Below are 16143 nucleotides of genomic sequence, written 5' to 3'. Positions count from 1 at the left end.
TCATGGAAAGTAAACTGCTCGAATACTACAACCGTGAGCTGGCCTACCTGCGTGAAATGGGGGCCGAGTTTGCCGAGCGCTACCCAAAAGTCGCCGGACGACTGGGCATGCGCGGCATTGAAGTGGCGGACCCGTACACGGAACGCCTGATGGAAGGTTTCGCTTTTCTGACCTCCCGCGTGCAGATGAAAATGGATGCCGAGTTTCCGCGTTTCTCCCAGCGTCTGCTGGAGATGATCGCCCCGAATTACCTCGCGCCAACCCCATCAATGGCGATTGCGCAAATCGAGCCCGACAGCAGCCGGGGCGACCTGAGCAATGGCTTTATTGTGCCGCGCGGCACCATGATGGACAGCCTGGCGCTGAAAAAGACCGGCGTAACCTGCAGCTATACTACGGCGCACGAGGTTAATCTGCTGCCGCTGAAAATTGACAACGTGGAGCTGGGCGGCGTGCCTGCTGACCTGCCGCTGGCACAGCTGGGGTTAAGCCAGCGGGGAATCAACAGCGCGTTGCGGATCCGCATTGCCTGCGACGGCCCGCAAAACCTCGGCCATCTGAATTTCGACCAGCTGACGTTTTTCCTCAGCGGCCCGGACATTGAAGCGCTGAAGCTGCTGGAGCTGGTGATGGAACATCACGCAGGGATCGTCTGCCAGACGGTCAGCCCGCAACCTCAGCGACAGCTGCTGGCGTCGGATGCCCTGTGTCAGGAGGGCTTTGCCGCGGATCAGGCACTGCTCCCGGACGATCTGCGCAACTTTGACGGTTATCGTCTGCTGCAGGAGTATTTCGCGTTCCCAGCCCGTTTCCGCTTCATCAGCCTGAGCGGCCTGAGCACGCTGCTCCAGCGCTGTGAAGGCGAAAAAGCCTTCGATATCTTCATCCTGCTGGATAAATCAGATGAACAGCTGGAGCGCGTGGTGGATGCCAGCCATCTGGCGCTGCACTGCACGCCAGTCATCAACCTGTTCCCGAAGGTGGCGGCGCGTCAAAAGCTGAATGAAGGCCAGCACGAATACCATCTGGTGGTCGATAACATCCGCCCGCTGGATTATGAAATTTACGCGGTGAATAAAATCTTCGGCAGCGCGGACGGTCAGCGTGACGACCAGACGTTTCGTCCTTTCTGGAGCACCTGGAGCGGTGACGCGGGCAACTACGGGGCCTATTTTTCCCTGCGCCGGGAACAGCGCGTGCTCTCTGAGCATGCCCAGCGCTACGGCACCCGTACCGGCTATATCGGTTCAGAGGTGTTTGTTTCGCTGGTGGATGAACAGCACGCCCCGTGGCAGGAAAACCTGCGCTACATCTCTGCCGAGGTGCTCTGCACCAGCCGCGACCTGCCGCTGATGCTACAGCAGGAGCTTGGGCAGTTCATCATGGCCGACTCCATGCCGGTGAAATCGTTGACCCTGCGTAAAGGCCCGACGCCACCGCGTCCGGCGCTGGCAGAAGGGTTCAGCACCTGGCGGCTTATCAGCCAGCTGCAGATGAACTACCTCAGCCTGATGGACAGCGAGAATGAAGAGGGGGCTGCCGCGCTTCGTCAGCTGTTAGGGCTGTATGCCAACCTGGCCGAAACGGCCGTGGCGCGTCAGGTGGAGGGGGTTCGCCACTGCGTGCTGGAGCCGGTTCACCGCCGCGTGCCTGAACCCGGTCCGGTCGTTTTCGCCCGCGGAATCGGCATTACCCTGACCGTAGACGAGCGGGCGTTTTCCGGTGCCAGCCCGTGGCTTTTCGGCAGCGTGCTGGAACGCCTGTTTGCCCGGCTGGTATCCATCAACAGCTTTACTGAGTTCACCCTGAAGAGTCAGCAGCGCGGCGAGATCGGCTACTGGGCACCGAGAATGGGTAAAAGGGCGCTGGTATGAGTGACGCTGCCACTGCACCGCTGCGCGTGCATCGCCTGACGAAGCTGCCGGAGACGTTCTGGCACGGGGTCCGTCAAACGCCCTGGCGCTACGATCTGTTTCAGCTGTTAAGGCGTATTGATGCCCAGGGCGGCGAGCGCTACCCGCTGGGACGCGCGCCGCTGCCGAAATTTGAGCCGCTGCGCATCGGCCAGCAGCCGTCGATGAGCTTTGCGCCGTCGACGCTGGCCGAGGTTAGCCTGCGGGAAGAGAGCGGGCTACATGAGGTGTCTATCCTCAGCTTCGGGCTGTTTGGTCCGAACGGCCCGCTGCCGGTTCACATGACCGAATATGCCCGCGAGCGTATTCATCATCATCAGGACACCAGCCTGAGCGCGTTTGTCGATCTGTTTCATCATCGTCTGACGCTGCTGTTTTACCGCGCCTGGGCGGATGCGCAGCCTGCCGTCTCCCTTGATCGCGCTGACAACAAACGCTTTGAGGGCTACCTGGCCTCGCTGATTGGCATGGGACAGCCGGGCCAGATGAATAAAGGCAGCCTGAGCGCCCATGCCCGCTTTACCCACGCCGGGCATCTGACCCGCCACAGTCGGGATCCGGAGGGGCTGGAGAAGATCCTGCGCAACTATTTTAACGCCCCGGTCAGGCTGGTAAGCAACGTGCCGCAGTGGATGCCGCTCTCCACGCGTGAGCAGGCACAGCTGGGGGAAGGTCGCCGTATGCCGCGCATGGGGGAATCCGCCTTTCTTGGCGTCGCCGTCCGCGACGTACAGCATAAGTTTCGTATTGAAATCGGCCCGCTGAGCGCTGAAGAGTACAACCGGTTTTTACCTGGCGAAGCGTGGGTCACCGAACTGCGCGACTGGGTGCGCCAGTACATTGGGGTGGAGTTTGAATGGGAAACGCGGGTGATCCTGCATGAAGACGCGGTGCAGGGTACTTCGCTCGGCAGCAATGGGCAATTAGGCTACAACACCTGGCTGGGCCTTCAGCCGCAGCCTGTCCCGCGTGGCGATCTGGTCTATCGCGCAGAGCGGTAATCCTTCCGTATACCGAATCATTGTTAATGGAAACTAACATGTCAGAAATTAGCCGTGCCGTGCTCTTCGGCAAACTGGATACGCTGTTATTTACCTCGCTGGAAAGCGCGACTGCCTTCTGCAAGCTGCGCGGTAACCCCTATGTTGAGCTGGTGCACTGGCTGCATCAACTGATGCAACAGCAGGATGGCGATTTGCAGCAGATCATCCGCCACTTTGCCCTCGACGAACAGCAACTGACGCGCGATATCGTGGCCGCGCTGGATGCGCTGCCGCGCGGCGCGAGTTCCGTTTCCGATCTCTCCGAACATATCGACAGCGCCGTAGAGCGCGCCTGGGTCTATGGCTCGCTGAAGTTTGGCGTCAGCCGCATACGTGGCGGCCATTTGCTGATCGGCCTGCTCAAAACCTGGAACCTGGCAAACGTGCTGAAAAGCATTTCGGCGCAGTTCACCCGTCTTAACGTCGAGGTGCTGATCGAGCAGTTCGATACGGTTTGCGCCAACAGCAAAGAGACGCAGCAGGCTGCGGCCACCATCGAGGCGCCAGCGGGTGCGGTACCGGCAGCGCAGGGTACGCTGGCTCAGTACGGCCAGGATCTCACCGCCCGCGCCCGCGAAGGGAAGATTGACCCGGTAGTCGGGCGTGATGAAGAGATCCGCCAGATGGTCGATATCCTGATGCGTCGCCGCCAGAACAACCCGCTGCTGACCGGTGAGGCCGGGGTCGGGAAAACGGCGGTGGTGGAAGGGCTGGCGCTGCGTATCGCCGATGGCGACGTGCCGGAGCCGCTGCAAAATATTCAGCTGTGGCTGCTGGATATCGGCATGCTGCAGGCTGGCGCAGGCATGAAGGGCGAGTTTGAAGCCCGTCTGCAGGCGTTGATCAACGAGGTTCAGTCCAGTGCCACGCCGATTATTCTGTTTATCGATGAGATCCACACCCTGATTGGCGCAGGCGGCCAGCAGGGGACCGGCGATGCGGCGAACCTGCTGAAGCCCGCTCTGGCGCGCGGACAGCTGCGTACCATCGGCGCCACCACCTGGGCGGAATACAAAAAGTACATCGAGAAAGATCCGGCGCTGACCCGTCGTTTCCAGACGGTGCAGGTTCACGAGCCGGACGAAACGAAAGCCATTCTGATGCTGCGCAGTACCGTATCGCCGCTGGAGACCCACCACCAGGTGCTGTTGCTCGACGAAGCGGTCAGCGCGGCGGTGAAGCTGTCGCATCGCTATATCCCGGCGCGTCAGCTGCCGGATAAAGCCGTTGCGCTGCTCGACACCGCCTGTGCCCGCGTGGCGGTCAGCCAGAGCGCGCCACCGGCGCAACTGGAAGATTGCCTGCGCCATCTTGCCGCGCTGGACGTGGAGATTGAGATAGCCGAACGCGAAGCGCGCGTTGGTGCAGGCGTTTATGAGCGCGTAACGGCGTTAATCACAGAACGTGATGCGTATGAAAGCAAACGTGAAGCCCTGACCCAGCGCTGGGAAGAGGAGCGCAGTCTGGTGCAGGAAATTATCCGCCTGCGCGCCGCGCTGTTTGCCTCGGGCGAGGAGGAGTCCGCCGGGCTGCACAGCCAGCTGGCGGAACAGCAGCAGGCGCTGAAAACGTTGCAGGGCGATGAGCCGCTGCTGTTTGCGGCGGTAGATGAAAACGTGGTTGCCGCAGTGGTTTCCGACTGGACCGGGATCCCGCTGGGGCGGATGGTGAAAAACGAGATCGACGCGGTGCTGAATCTTGCCGACACGCTGAACCAGCGCGTCATCGGCCAGCGTCACGGTCTGGATCTCATTGCCCGTCGCGTGAAAACCTCGCGGGCAAAACTCGACGATCCCAACAAACCGGTGGGCGTCTTTATGCTTTGCGGCCCGTCCGGCGTCGGTAAAACGGAAACCGCGCTGGCGCTGGCGGAATCGCTGTACGGCGGCGAGCAGAACGTTATCACCATCAACATGAGTGAGTTCCAGGAAGCGCACACCGTTTCCACCTTAAAAGGTGCGCCGCCGGGCTACGTCGGGTATGGTGAAGGCGGTGTGTTAACCGAGGCCGTGCGCCGCCGTCCGTATAGCGTCGTGCTGCTGGATGAAATTGAAAAAGCACACCCGGACGTCCACGAGATCTTCTTCCAGGTCTTTGATAAAGGCTGGATGGAGGACGGCGAGGGGCGCCACATCGATTTCCGCAACACCATTATTATTCTGACGTCCAACGTTGGCACTGACCTGATCAGCGCTATGTGTGCCGATCCGGAACTGATGCCGGAACCGGACGCCTTAAGCGGCGCGCTGCGCCAGCCGCTGCTGGAGGTGTTTCCGCCTGCGCTGCTGGGCCGCCTGCTGGTGGTGCCGTATTACCCGCTCAGCGACGCGATGCTGGGGCAGATTGTTCGCCTGCAGCTCAAGCGCATTCAGCGTCGTCTGGAAGAGAATCACAATATCATTTCTGAGTTTGACGACAGCGTGGTGGAACAGATTGTTCAGCGCTGTACCGAGGTGGAGTCTGGTGGCCGCATGGTAGATGCTATTTTGACCAACACCCTGCTGCCTCAGATGAGCCAGATCTTACTTACCGCCAGCCGCAGCGACGAGCAGTACCGACGTCTGCATGTCACCTGCGAGCAGGGCGAGTTTCACTGTCAGTTTGCCGCGTAATAATCATCAAGAGAACTGTAAAAGATGACGGATAATGATAACAATCGGACTGTCCCAAACGCGCTCCCGGTCGGGTACCGCTTCAACGAGTTTGAAATCAAAGAGGTGATCGGCGGCGGCGGTTTTGGCATCGTTTATCGCGCGTGGGATCACCAGCTCGAACGCACTATCGCTATCAAAGAATTTATGCCTTCCTCGCTCGCCGTGCGCGGCGACGACATGACCCTGGTGCTGCGCAGCGAGCGCTTTGGCAAAGCGTTTTCCGCAGGCCTGAACAGCTTCATTCAGGAAGCCCGTCTGCTGGCGCGCTTTAACCACCCGAACCTGCTGCATGTCCTGCGTTTCTGGGTGCAAAATGACACGGCATACATGGGTACGCTGTTTTACAGCGGCACCACGCTTTCGCGCCTGCGCGAAGAAAAACCGGAGCTGATCAACGAGGCCTGGATCCGCCGCACGCTGCCGATGCTGTTTGGCGCCATCAAGACCATCCACGACGAAGGCTATCTGCACCGTGATATCTCGCTGGATAACATCCAGATCCAGGATAACGGCCTACCTGTACTGCTTGATTTCGGCTCCGCGCGCCGCACCATCGGTAACCTTTCTGACGAAACGGAAACCATGCTGCGACCGGGTTTTGCACCGATCGAGCAGTACACCGACGACAACGAAAGCGAGCAGGGACCGTGGACGGATATTTACGCCCTTGGCGCCGTGCTGCGTACCCTGATCGTGGGTTCTCCGCCGCCGGTGAGCGTGGTGCGTTCTATTCAGGATACCTGCAAGCCGCTGGTGGAAATTATGCCGCAGGGCTATTCCATCCCGCTGCTGCAGGCCATCGACCGCGCGCTGGCGCTGCACATGGAAGACCGTCCTCAGTCTATCGACGAATTCGCCGCGCTGATTGAGATGCCGGTTGCGGGCATAAACGATGTGCTGACGGCGAAAAAACCGGGCACCATGCTGGTACCGGTGGAAGAGGAAAAGCCGGCTTCAGCACTCGACTGGCGTCGTTACAAAATCCCCGGCATGGTTGCCGCAGGCGTGCTGGTGGGTGTGGTCGCCGGAGCGATGCTGTTCAGCGGTGGCAAGGATGCGCCAGAGCAGGCTGCGCAGGCACCCGCAGAGACGCGTCCGACGGAAACCGCCGCGAATGCGCCAGATGTTAAGCCAGAAACGGAGAAGGTGAGCGAGCAGACGACCGCACAACAAACGCCACCGCCTGTCGAGAGCCCTGTTGCGCTGGTCTATATCCGTATCCAGGACGGCGAAACGCTGAAAGTGAACGGCGTGCCAAAAGCGCTGCGTCCGGGTAATAACGGCTATGCGTCGGTCAAGCTGCCCGCGGGTGAGGCGAAGATTGAACTGCAGGGCAACGGGAGAACGCGCAGCCAGACGCTGGATATTGCCAAGCCGGGCACCTGGCTGGTGAATCCGTAGGAATTTAAACAGGAGATACTATGGAAGTGTACGATCTTCGAAGCCAAAGGCTTCGTCCAAAGGAATTCGAAAAGATTGTCTCTCCTGTCTATGCACGGAGCGACGTAGGGCGTGAGTTTGTTGTGGTGCGAGGCGTTTCAAATCCATTTCACAGCATTGATGGTTTAACGTTACGACATCGCTTCGAATTTAATCCTAATGCCGTTTTTGATCCCCTCTATGCGCAAAATCTTAATAAAATACAGCGGTTAATTGATTCAGGGGAGGTGGTCTTAATAGATCACCGTCAACGGACAAAAGCCCTATATCCCTTTTTCATCTCTGAGTCAGGGGAGTTGTTTTGTGTTGATGAGACGATCTACAACTCAGCTTTTGTGAATTACGTCCTCGAACGTTACCGAAATAATGTCGCTCTATTTGGAAAACCAGCCCCAACGCGTGATTCATTCGTTCCCTCTACCAATAATTACGGGCCGGGTTACTGGAAAACTGTTGAAGATGATTATCATGGCACAAAAAATGTTGTGATTATGGCGATTAATCGACTGACGAGCATGGGGGATGAGGGACGAGTATTTGGATCGGACGGTAAAGATTACATGAATACGTCGCGCGATAAAATTCAGCGCTGGACAGCGCTACCCGGAGATCTGGATGGAGAATCGCGCGTGTTTATATCTAAGAAATCGGTCATCAGACGATACGGAGAACAACGATCCATTTATCAGAAATACCTTGAGAGTGATGATGCCTGGGCAGTAAGTGGTAAATCATGGCAATGGATACCTGGAGTCAGAGAAGAGGATTATGAATTTAAAAAGTAAATTATGGTATTTCTGGGGAAGCATGGATGTACTGGCTCTTTTGCTTTATTCTGTAAACTCACTTCGTCAGGACAGGATCCCCTTGATTTCAGATTTAATCGCGTTCACAGGAACCTCAGATGTAGTTTCAGGAGGCGGTTACAACTTTATCGTAACACTCTTTTTTATATTTGATTTGCTCTTGTTACTTTCACTTTTTATTTCGGCCTGGTTGTTTTTTAAGAGAAAAGACGTTGCGATTAAATTTGCCCTTGCTCAGGAAGTTTTCCGTCTAATTTCGTTCAGATGTTCGGTTTCTTTTTTCCCACTTTTGGTAAGTGTGTTTGGTATTACAAGTGTCTGGGTAAATTTAGGATTGTTCGTTATCTCGGAACTGCTAAAAATATATTCTCTTGTTTACTTAATGGGCAAAAGAAAAAGAAATCATTCACTTTGATATATAAATGACGCTGATGCGTAGATGCGAACCTCTTTTCTAAATCGCATAAGCTAGATGGAATAAAAATTATGCTCAACCGAATTACCGTTCAGCTCCCGGTGGAGGGGCTTCTGTTCTGGAAACTGACGGGCCGCGAGGCGATGTCCGAGTCGTTCGCGCTGACGCTGACCGTGCTCGGCACGGACGCGCGCATTGACCGCAGCAAACTGCTGGGCCAGCCGGTCACGGTGACCATTCCGACGCAGAACCTGCTGACGTCCCGCTATGTTAACGGAAAAATTACCCGCGTGGCGGTGAGCGCCGTTGAGCTGACGGGCACCCGCTATGCGGTGTACCAGCTGACGGTGGAGCCGGACCTGTGGCCGATGAAGCGCGACCGTAACCTGCGTATTTTCCAGGGCCAGACGGTGCCGCAGATTGTGAAAACCCTGCTGGCTGAACATCAGGTCAACGTGGAGGATAAACTTACCGGCAGCTACCGGGTGTGGGACTACTGCGTGCAGTATCAGGAGTCGAGCCTGGACTTCATCAGCCGCCTGATGGAGCTGGAAGGGATTGCCTATCACTTCAGCCACGAGGCCGACAAGCACACGCTTGTGCTGACCGACGCCGCCACGCAGCATCAGCCGTTCAGCGGCTATGAGGTCATTCCTTACCACCAGACGCCGTCCGGCGGCAGTACGGACGAAGAGGGCATCAGCCAGTGGGCGCTTGAGGACAGCGTGACGCCGGGGATTTACAGCCTCGACGACTATGACTTCCGCAAGCCGAACGCGTGGCTGTTCCAGGCCCAGCAGAACCCGGCGTCGCCGAAGCCGGGCAGCATTGACGTCTACGACTGGCCGGGACGCTTTGTGGAGACCGGGCATGCGGAGTTTTACGCCCGCATTCGCCAGGAGCGCTGGCAGGTTGAGCACCAGCAGATTCAGGCCACCGCCACGGCGGCGGGGATTGCACCGGGCCACACCTTCACCTTGACCAACGCGCCGTTCTTCAGCGATAACGGCGAGTATCTGGTGACGGCGGCGGGCTACCACTTCGAAGAGAACCGCTACGCCAGCGGCGAAGGTGAAACTGTTCACAGGACCGATTTCACGGTCATCCCGGCGTCGGTCTCTTATCGCCCGGCGCAGAGCACGGCGTGGCCGCGCACCTACGGCCCGCAGACGGCGAAGGTGGTGGGCCCGAACGGCGAGAGTATCTGGACCGACAAATACGGTCGCGTGAAGGTGAAGTTCCACTGGGACCGTCTGGCGAAGGGGGATGACACCAGCTCCTGCTGGGTGCGCGTGTCGAGCGCGTGGGCGGGCCAGGGCTACGGCGGGGTGCAAATCCCGCGCGTCGGCGACGAGGTGGTGGTGGACTTTATCAATGGTGACCCGGACCGGCCGATTATTACCGGGCGCGTGTACAACGACGCGAGCATGCCGCCGTGGGCGCTGCCGGCGGCGGCGACGCAGATGGGCTTTATGAGCCGCACGAAAGACGGCTCAGTGGACAATGCCAACGCCCTGCGCTTTGAGGATAAAGCAGGTGCAGAGCAGGTGTGGATCCAGGCCGAGCGCAACATGGACACCAGCGTTAAAAACGATGAAACGCACAGCGTCGGCGGCGAGCGCAGCCATTACGTTAAGAAAAATGAACTGCATCGCGTGGAAGCGAATCAGACCCAGGCTGTGAAAGGCGGGACTGAGATCCTGACCGGCAAAGGCAAGCTGGATGCGGCGGTGGAGCAGTACGTCATTGCTTCCGGGACGAAGCTGCGGCTGGTCTCAGGGGAAAGCGCCATTGAGCTGAATGCTAACGGCAAGATTAACCTGATCGGTAAAGAGTTTAACTTCTTCGTGGAAGGGGATGGTTATATCACCACGGGCGGTAAGCTGCACCTGAATACCTCGGGAACCAAGCCGGGCACCACGGCACCGGGATCGGGGCATAAAGGGGATATTGATGCGGCGGTGCAGGCGAAATTTACGCCAAAAGATGAGTAAGGCCGGTGCGGTGCTTATCGCATTATTAACGACGGGAATGGCTGAAGGAGGCGCTCAGAAACAGGATCTTTGGAAGTTCATTTCCGGGATGAGCGCATCACTCAGATCATTATCCGTTACAAGCCTAAGCAATGCGCCGTTGTCATTTAAGATCACCAGACAAAATGAATATATCAATTTCTACAATGCTGACGATTTCAAACTGGATGATGGAGCGAGCATTACCGAAATTGGTTTACGTTTAAGCAAAGATAACGGCGACATGGCGCCTTTACTGAATTTTTCACCGTCAGGTCAATGCATAACGCTTGATACCGTTAAAATGCACTTTCCGCAACTGGTGCTCACTGACTATCCGCAAGGCCGCTCTGAGAATGAAGTGACCAGTTATACCGCGCCAAAAGACACTAATGGACAAAAGGTGAGCTTCAGTTTCACCGTGAAAAAACCTGACTGTCTGGATTCTGTCGTCATAAGCGCCGAATAAGAAACACAGTTCCCATGTCCTGACGGGGTTTCCAGTGGTGAGAAGCGCAATAAATATTCATTGAATGACAATTAACGTGAAAAAAAACACTCCGGTATTTCTTTTTTCTGCCCTGATGTTTACCTGTCTGAGCAGCAATGTGGTTTTGGCTCAGGTGATGCCTTCCGTTCTGACAAAACGGGATTTTTCTGTGCAGATTAAAGACCAGCCTGTCGCATTGGGCGACAGATGGACTCCTGATATTGCCCGTAAAATTGACGTGCCGTTGGAAGGCCATTTTGTCGGTGAAGTTCCTTTTGACGGAACAAACTATAAATTCTACCAGCATCAAAAGGCTGGGTTAGAAATATTCAGTTCCAATCTCTGGTGGGATAAAGCAGAAAGAAGCGTTGACGATTATATCGTGTCCCAGATTACGCTGACTGCCTCAGATATTTTAACGCCGCGTGGCGTTCATGTGGGTTCAACAATCAGAGAGCTGAACAATGCGTACGGCGATGGTCAGTTCGAAAATGATTCCGGGGAGAAGTGGATTTCCTATGAATTGGGTAAGAAATTGCTCTCTTTTAAGGTTATAGACAGTCAGGTTGTGAAAATAACCATGAATTACGAAAATGGTACTTCAGAGTGATTTATGACCAAAAAATATTTGGCAGTCGCATTGTTCACCGCTTTATTGACAGGCGTCGTTGAAACGTCATCGGCGCTTGAATTATCGCAATACAATAAGCTTGATACGGTGAGCAGCATCGTTAACGACAGCGAAGTGACAGACAGTCTCAGGAAGACGCTAGGAAAGCATTACCAGACCTTTATTGATAACTTTGATGTCTTTGGTGAACCGCATACCACCACAGGTGGCGGATTGTTTGTTGAAGGCTGGCTAAAGGATCTCTACCTGGAGAATGCGTCAGCGCTGGTCATCAATCCTGACGGCAAAATCTTTGCGGCCTGGGTGGTTCCGGAGTCGGACGTTATTCATTACCAGTCTTCAGATAATAGACCGGTTATTCATGCCGATATTCAGCAATGGGCTGCCAGATTCAATACGCTGCAGTTTGCATCGAACAGCCAATCAGGACTCGCCTTTGACGGGGTATGGGCAGGCGAGTTCGGGAGCGACTCGACGTTAACCCTGCAGTTAGCTCGGTCAGGCAACCGTATCACCGGCTCTTATTGCTATATCTCCCGGAAAGGAAACCGCATTGATTGCCCCGAGGATGATGAGCGTAATCTTAGCGGTACGATTGCTGGCAATCGTGCCACTGTTGAGATCAATTCATCGTTTGGCGGTGTAGGTGGGCGGGCTGCTCTGGAAGTAAAGGGGAATGAAATGGAATGGCGTTTAGTAACGCCTCCTCAACATGGCAATGATTATGCTCCGCTGCGTTATACATTACATAAAGCCGATTCGGATCATCACGCTGAATCCAGAAAACTGGAAACCGAAAAATTCGCTATTTCTTTGATAAACAAGTGCGGCCATTTCGAGAGCGAATGTGCCCAGATGGTTTATCTCGGCGTGCGCAAAAGCGATAACAGCACGATCTCCTTAAGGGGAAAAACGTTGCGCGACTCCGCAGGTAAAATAATCGGCTCAACGTACAAGAATGGCGAAATCGTTTATACCGTGACGTATGCACCCGCGAAACTGGTTGTCAGCAAAGGCAACCAGGTTTTTGTCGAACAGTCAGGTCAATGGCGTAAATAATAAAACAGCCAGCCCAAAGGGCCAGCATGGATTGGCCTTCTTGTTTCTCACAATATTAACCATCCCGAGTTCACTTATGAAATACACCCTCCAGGAAGGTTCGTTTTCCCTTTATCCTGCTGCCTGGCAGGATAACAGTATGAATATTATTCGCGATGACGAAAGCGGATTATCCGTGGTGGTCAGCCGCGGCGTCATTCCGGACGGCAGTGACTACGAACAAGAGTTTCACCGCCAGTGGGATGTGCTGCGTCCTCAGATGGGCGAAATTGCTCAGAGCGAATTCCGGAATGTAAAAGCCGGCCCTGACGGAAAAATTAATGGGCTGGAAGTTGAGACCACCTTCGACAGTAACGGGCAACGCCTGTGGCAAAAACAGCTGGCCGTACAGACGCCGGGCAAACCGGTATTGATGATTTTTACCCTCTCGGCACTCAGAGCGTTCACCGAAGAGGACGAGGGGCGCTGGAGCGCGCTTAAGCAAAGTCTGACGCTAAACGACAACCGGAATGTGTAAGGCATGAGCGATAACAACGCGGCCCGTAAGGGCGACGAGATTATTCACTCCAGCATTTTTGCTGACATCACCAGCATTGTGGCGGAAGGTGCCGCCTATGCGGTGATCGGTGCGGCGGTTGGCGCTGCTGCAACCGTAGCGGCGCCACTGCTGGGGGCGGGGGCCGCGGCAGCAGGCGTGGCGGCAATTGGATCCAGCTGTCTGTTAAGCGGGATTATCGGCGGCGTGCTGGCGAACGTGGCAGGGATCACTGACGATATCAGCAATGCCGCGGAAGGGTTGGGCAATGCGCTTTTCCCTCCGTCGCCTGCGGGCAAAATTACCACCGGTTCGAATAACGTTCTGACGAATGCGATCCCCGCCGCGCGCGCGGCCGGAACGCTGACGCCTGCGGATACCCCTTCCCCTGAACCGCAGTCTCCGGGCAGTTTTGCCGATTACGCAGGGATGCTGCTTTCCGCCGCCGGACAATTTGGCAGCGAAATGTGGCAGCCGAGCGTGGCCTCTGCCGCGGCGGGGACCTCGCCGCTGGAAGAAGACAAGGTGGCGTGCGAAAAACACTCCGGGCCGCAGTATCTGGCGGAAGGCTCCAAAAGCGTCTTTATCAACGGACAGCCTGCGGTGCGCGCGAAAGATCGCACCACCTGCGAAGGCACCATTTCCGACGATGTCTCCCCGAACGTGATCATTGGCGGCGACACGCTTACGGTTCGCGATATCAAAAGCGGTAAAACGCCGGGACTGGCGCTGGGGATGATTGCGCTCTCCCTGCTACGCGGACGTCCGGGTAAGATTCTGAAAAACATGCCCTGCGCGCTGGCGGCGGCCGGCGGCGGGATGCTGGCCGATATGGCCGTGAATGCCGTGTTTGGCTCCTCGCATCCGGTTCACGCCGCCACCGGCGTAAAGGTACTGAATGACGACGATGAGCTCGATTTCTCGCTGCCGGGGCGCTTCCCGCTTCGCTGGCAGCGCAGCTATAACAGCCTGACTACCCGCGAAGGGCTGTTCGGGCTGGGCTGGGCAACCCCCTTTGACAGCTATCTGGCGCTGGAAGAAAACAACGCCACCTGGTTCGACGAAACCGGGCGTGAGCTGAGCTTCGAGCTGCCGCCTGTCGACCGCGCGTTTTACAGCATCAGCGAAGGCATCATTATCCGCCGTAATGAAAATGGCGACGTGGCGATAGCTGATGACGACGGTGCGGTGTGGCGTCTGTACAAACCAACCCGGGCAAACTCTGCTGTTCTGCGTCTGGCATCTCTCAGCGACGAATACGGCAACGCGCTGCTGACTACGTGGGATGAGCACGGCAGGCTGGTTGGTCTTCACGACGAGCCACGGGCAATAGATGTTACTTTGCGCTATGAAGATGAACGTTTCCCGCAGCGCGTGACGTCGGCGAGTCATTTCGACGGCAACCGTTCCTGGCCGCTGATGCAGTGGCGCTACGATGCGGGCGGCCAACTGGCGAGCGCGACAGATGCCTCCGGCGTGGTAACGCGTGAATACCGCTATAACGACCGCGGCCTGATGGTCTGGCACCGCCTGCCTGGTGGGTTGGAAAGTGAATACCGCTGGCAAAAATTCGACCACTGGCGCGTGGTGGAAAACCGCACCAGCACCGGCGACGGGTGCCGCTTTAGCTATGATTTAGCCGCCGGGCTGACGACCGTCGAGCACTACGACGGCCAGACGCGTAAGCACTACTGGAACGCGCAAAATCTGATTGTCCGTTACGTTGACGAGCGCGGTGAAAACTGGCGCTACGAGTGGGATGACAACGAACTTCTGACCCGTCGCGTCGATCCCCTCGGCAATGCCGTTACCTTTGTCTACGACGAAATGGGCAACCGGGTGCAGGAGATCGACGCCGATGGCAATACCCGTACCACCACCTGGCTGGAGCACCGCGCGCTTCCGGCGGCCATTATCGAAGCCGACGGCAGCGCGACCCGTTTCTGGTACGACGAACATCACGGCCTGAAGCGCGTGGTCGACCCGATGGGGCAGACCACGCTGCTGCACCGGGATGAGTTTGGTCAGGTGGTTGAGGAGGTCGATGCCGCCGGAAACAGCCGCTACCAGGAGTATAACGACGCCGGGCAGATGGTACGTGCGACGGACTGTTCCGGGCGCATTACCCGCTACCGTTATCATCCGCTCGGCTGGCTGGTGGCCGAGACTGGCGCCGACGGCGAAGAGACGCGCTATCGCTACGACGCGGCAGGACGTCCGGTACAGCTCGATCGTCCGGAAGGCTGGACGGAGTCACTTGCATGGAACGAGCGCGGCCTGCCGGTGAAGCATGCGGGCGCTGACGGGAAAGAAAGCGAGTTCAGATACGATGACGCAGGGCGCTTAACCGCCACCCGCAATACTCAGGGGGAAGAGGTGCGCCGCCGCTGGGACAGCCGCGGGCGTCTGGTTGCCCTGGAAAACGAAAACGGCGAAGCGTACCGGTTCCGCTGGGGCGCGGACTCGCTGCTTCTGGAAGAGACAGGGCTTGATGGCGTGGCCTCGCAGTATTGCTACGACGCCTGCGGGCGCACGATAGCGCGCACCTTTGCCGCCGGTCACCCGGAGGCCATCACCCACGCCTTCGCCTGGAGCGCAAGCGGCCAACTGGTCGCCCGCACCACGCCGGAAGGCCAGACCCGCTATCATTACACACCATCCGGGCTATTAAGCCGGATCGGGCTGCATCCTGCGCTTTCAGCCGACGCATGGACCACCGAGGCCGAGCAGGAGCTTGCCTTTGACTATGACGCGCTCGGTCGCGTGACGCGCGAGGCGGGCGAACACGGCGAGCTGGCGTGGGAGTATGACGCGCTGGGCAACCGCACCTCCGTCACGCTGCCCGATGGCCGCGAGCTGAAACAGTTCTACTACGGCAGCGGGCATCTGCTCGGCATTGCCCTCGATAAGCTGTCGGTCTCTGATTTTACCCGCGACGAACTCCACCGGGAGACCAGCCGCACTCAGGGGCTGCTGACCACCCGCAGCGAGTACGACCGTCTCGGTCGACTGCATCGCCGGGATGTCTTCACTGGCAATGCCCAACGCCCGTCGCCGCGCCGCTGGTCTCGCCGCTGGGATTACGACTACCGCAATAACCTGGTGCGGGAAGAGCGGGACGATAATCCGTTCAGCTGGTACCGCT

General features: G+C 57.2%; 12 protein-coding genes. All 12 read left to right on the top strand.

Annotated elements, in window-relative coordinates; genetic code table 11:
* The first annotated feature begins 2 nt into the window (after window positions 1–2).
* On the top strand, window positions 3–1874 hold the full coding sequence (gene tssF / locus L977_RS12780; RefSeq protein WP_014884222.1) for a type VI secretion system baseplate subunit TssF: 1872 nt from the start codon (window positions 3–5) through the stop codon (window positions 1872–1874).
* The gene (gene tssG, locus L977_RS12775; protein WP_023330605.1) at window positions 1871–2914 is read left to right on the top strand and encodes a type VI secretion system baseplate subunit TssG; all 1044 of its coding nucleotides are present in this window, start codon (window positions 1871–1873) and stop codon (window positions 2912–2914) included. The genes tssF and tssG overlap by 4 nt, the downstream gene beginning before the upstream one ends.
* A 38-nt stretch (window positions 2915–2952) precedes the next feature.
* Entirely contained in the window at window positions 2953–5568 is a 2616-nt protein-coding gene (gene tssH / locus L977_RS12770; RefSeq protein WP_047625886.1) for a type VI secretion system ATPase TssH, read from the top strand.
* 24 nt (window positions 5569–5592) lie between these two features.
* The gene (locus L977_RS12765) at window positions 5593–7011 is read left to right on the top strand and encodes a serine/threonine protein kinase (RefSeq protein WP_047625885.1); all 1419 of its coding nucleotides are present in this window, start codon (window positions 5593–5595) and stop codon (window positions 7009–7011) included.
* 20 nt (window positions 7012–7031) lie between these two features.
* Entirely contained in the window at window positions 7032–7835 is an 804-nt protein-coding gene (locus tag L977_RS12760) for a hypothetical protein (protein WP_014884218.1), read from the top strand.
* Window positions 7819–8271, top strand: a complete 453-nt coding sequence (locus tag L977_RS12755; protein ID WP_014884217.1) for a hypothetical protein — start codon at window positions 7819–7821, stop codon at window positions 8269–8271. Before L977_RS12760 ends, L977_RS12755 begins: the two co-directional genes overlap by 17 nt.
* Window positions 8272–8342: 71 nt before the next feature.
* Window positions 8343–10265: a type VI secretion system Vgr family protein gene (locus L977_RS12750; protein WP_023337403.1), complete on the top strand. Its 1923-nt coding sequence runs from the start codon at window positions 8343–8345 to the stop codon at window positions 10263–10265.
* Entirely contained in the window at window positions 10258–10752 is a 495-nt protein-coding gene (locus L977_RS12745) for a hypothetical protein (RefSeq protein WP_226862208.1), read from the top strand. Before L977_RS12750 ends, L977_RS12745 begins: the two co-directional genes overlap by 8 nt.
* A gap of 76 nt (window positions 10753–10828) precedes the next feature.
* Window positions 10829–11383: a hypothetical protein gene (locus tag L977_RS12740; protein WP_227025634.1), complete on the top strand. Its 555-nt coding sequence runs from the start codon at window positions 10829–10831 to the stop codon at window positions 11381–11383.
* Between the two features lie 3 nt (window positions 11384–11386).
* Complete coding sequence (locus L977_RS12735) at window positions 11387–12463, top strand: hypothetical protein (RefSeq protein WP_047625883.1); 1077 nt, start codon at window positions 11387–11389, stop codon at window positions 12461–12463.
* A gap of 76 nt (window positions 12464–12539) precedes the next feature.
* Window positions 12540–12980 (top strand): DcrB-related protein, encoded by a 441-nt coding sequence (locus L977_RS12730; RefSeq protein ID WP_014884212.1) that lies wholly within the window; start codon window positions 12540–12542, stop codon window positions 12978–12980.
* A gap of 3 nt (window positions 12981–12983) precedes the next feature.
* Window positions 12984–16143, top strand: a 3160-nt coding sequence (locus tag L977_RS12725) for a DUF6531 domain-containing protein (protein ID WP_047625881.1), incomplete at its 3' end; no start/stop codon positions are given.

Source organism: Enterobacter sp. ZOR0014 (assembly GCF_000798855.1).
In the GTDB taxonomy this organism is placed as follows: domain Bacteria; phylum Pseudomonadota; class Gammaproteobacteria; order Enterobacterales; family Enterobacteriaceae; genus Enterobacter; species Enterobacter kobei.
This window is presented reverse-complemented; position numbering and strand designations above follow the sequence as displayed.

Coding starts and splice junctions, on each gene's coding strand:
- tssF (WP_014884222.1), top strand. CDS start 3: ATGGAAAGTAAACTGCTCGAATACTACAACCGTGAGCTGGCCTACCTG.
- L977_RS12755 (WP_014884217.1), top strand. CDS start 7,819: ATGAATTTAAAAAGTAAATTATGGTATTTCTGGGGAAGCATGGATGTA.
- L977_RS12750 (WP_023337403.1), top strand. CDS start 8,343: ATGCTCAACCGAATTACCGTTCAGCTCCCGGTGGAGGGGCTTCTGTTC.
- L977_RS12730 (WP_014884212.1), top strand. CDS start 12,540: ATGAAATACACCCTCCAGGAAGGTTCGTTTTCCCTTTATCCTGCTGCC.
- L977_RS12760 (WP_014884218.1), top strand. CDS start 7,032: ATGGAAGTGTACGATCTTCGAAGCCAAAGGCTTCGTCCAAAGGAATTC.
- tssG (WP_023330605.1), top strand. CDS start 1,871: ATGAGTGACGCTGCCACTGCACCGCTGCGCGTGCATCGCCTGACGAAG.
- L977_RS12745 (WP_226862208.1), top strand. CDS start 10,258: ATGAGTAAGGCCGGTGCGGTGCTTATCGCATTATTAACGACGGGAATG.
- tssH (WP_047625886.1), top strand. CDS start 2,953: ATGTCAGAAATTAGCCGTGCCGTGCTCTTCGGCAAACTGGATACGCTG.
- L977_RS12765 (WP_047625885.1), top strand. CDS start 5,593: ATGACGGATAATGATAACAATCGGACTGTCCCAAACGCGCTCCCGGTC.
- L977_RS12735 (WP_047625883.1), top strand. CDS start 11,387: ATGACCAAAAAATATTTGGCAGTCGCATTGTTCACCGCTTTATTGACA.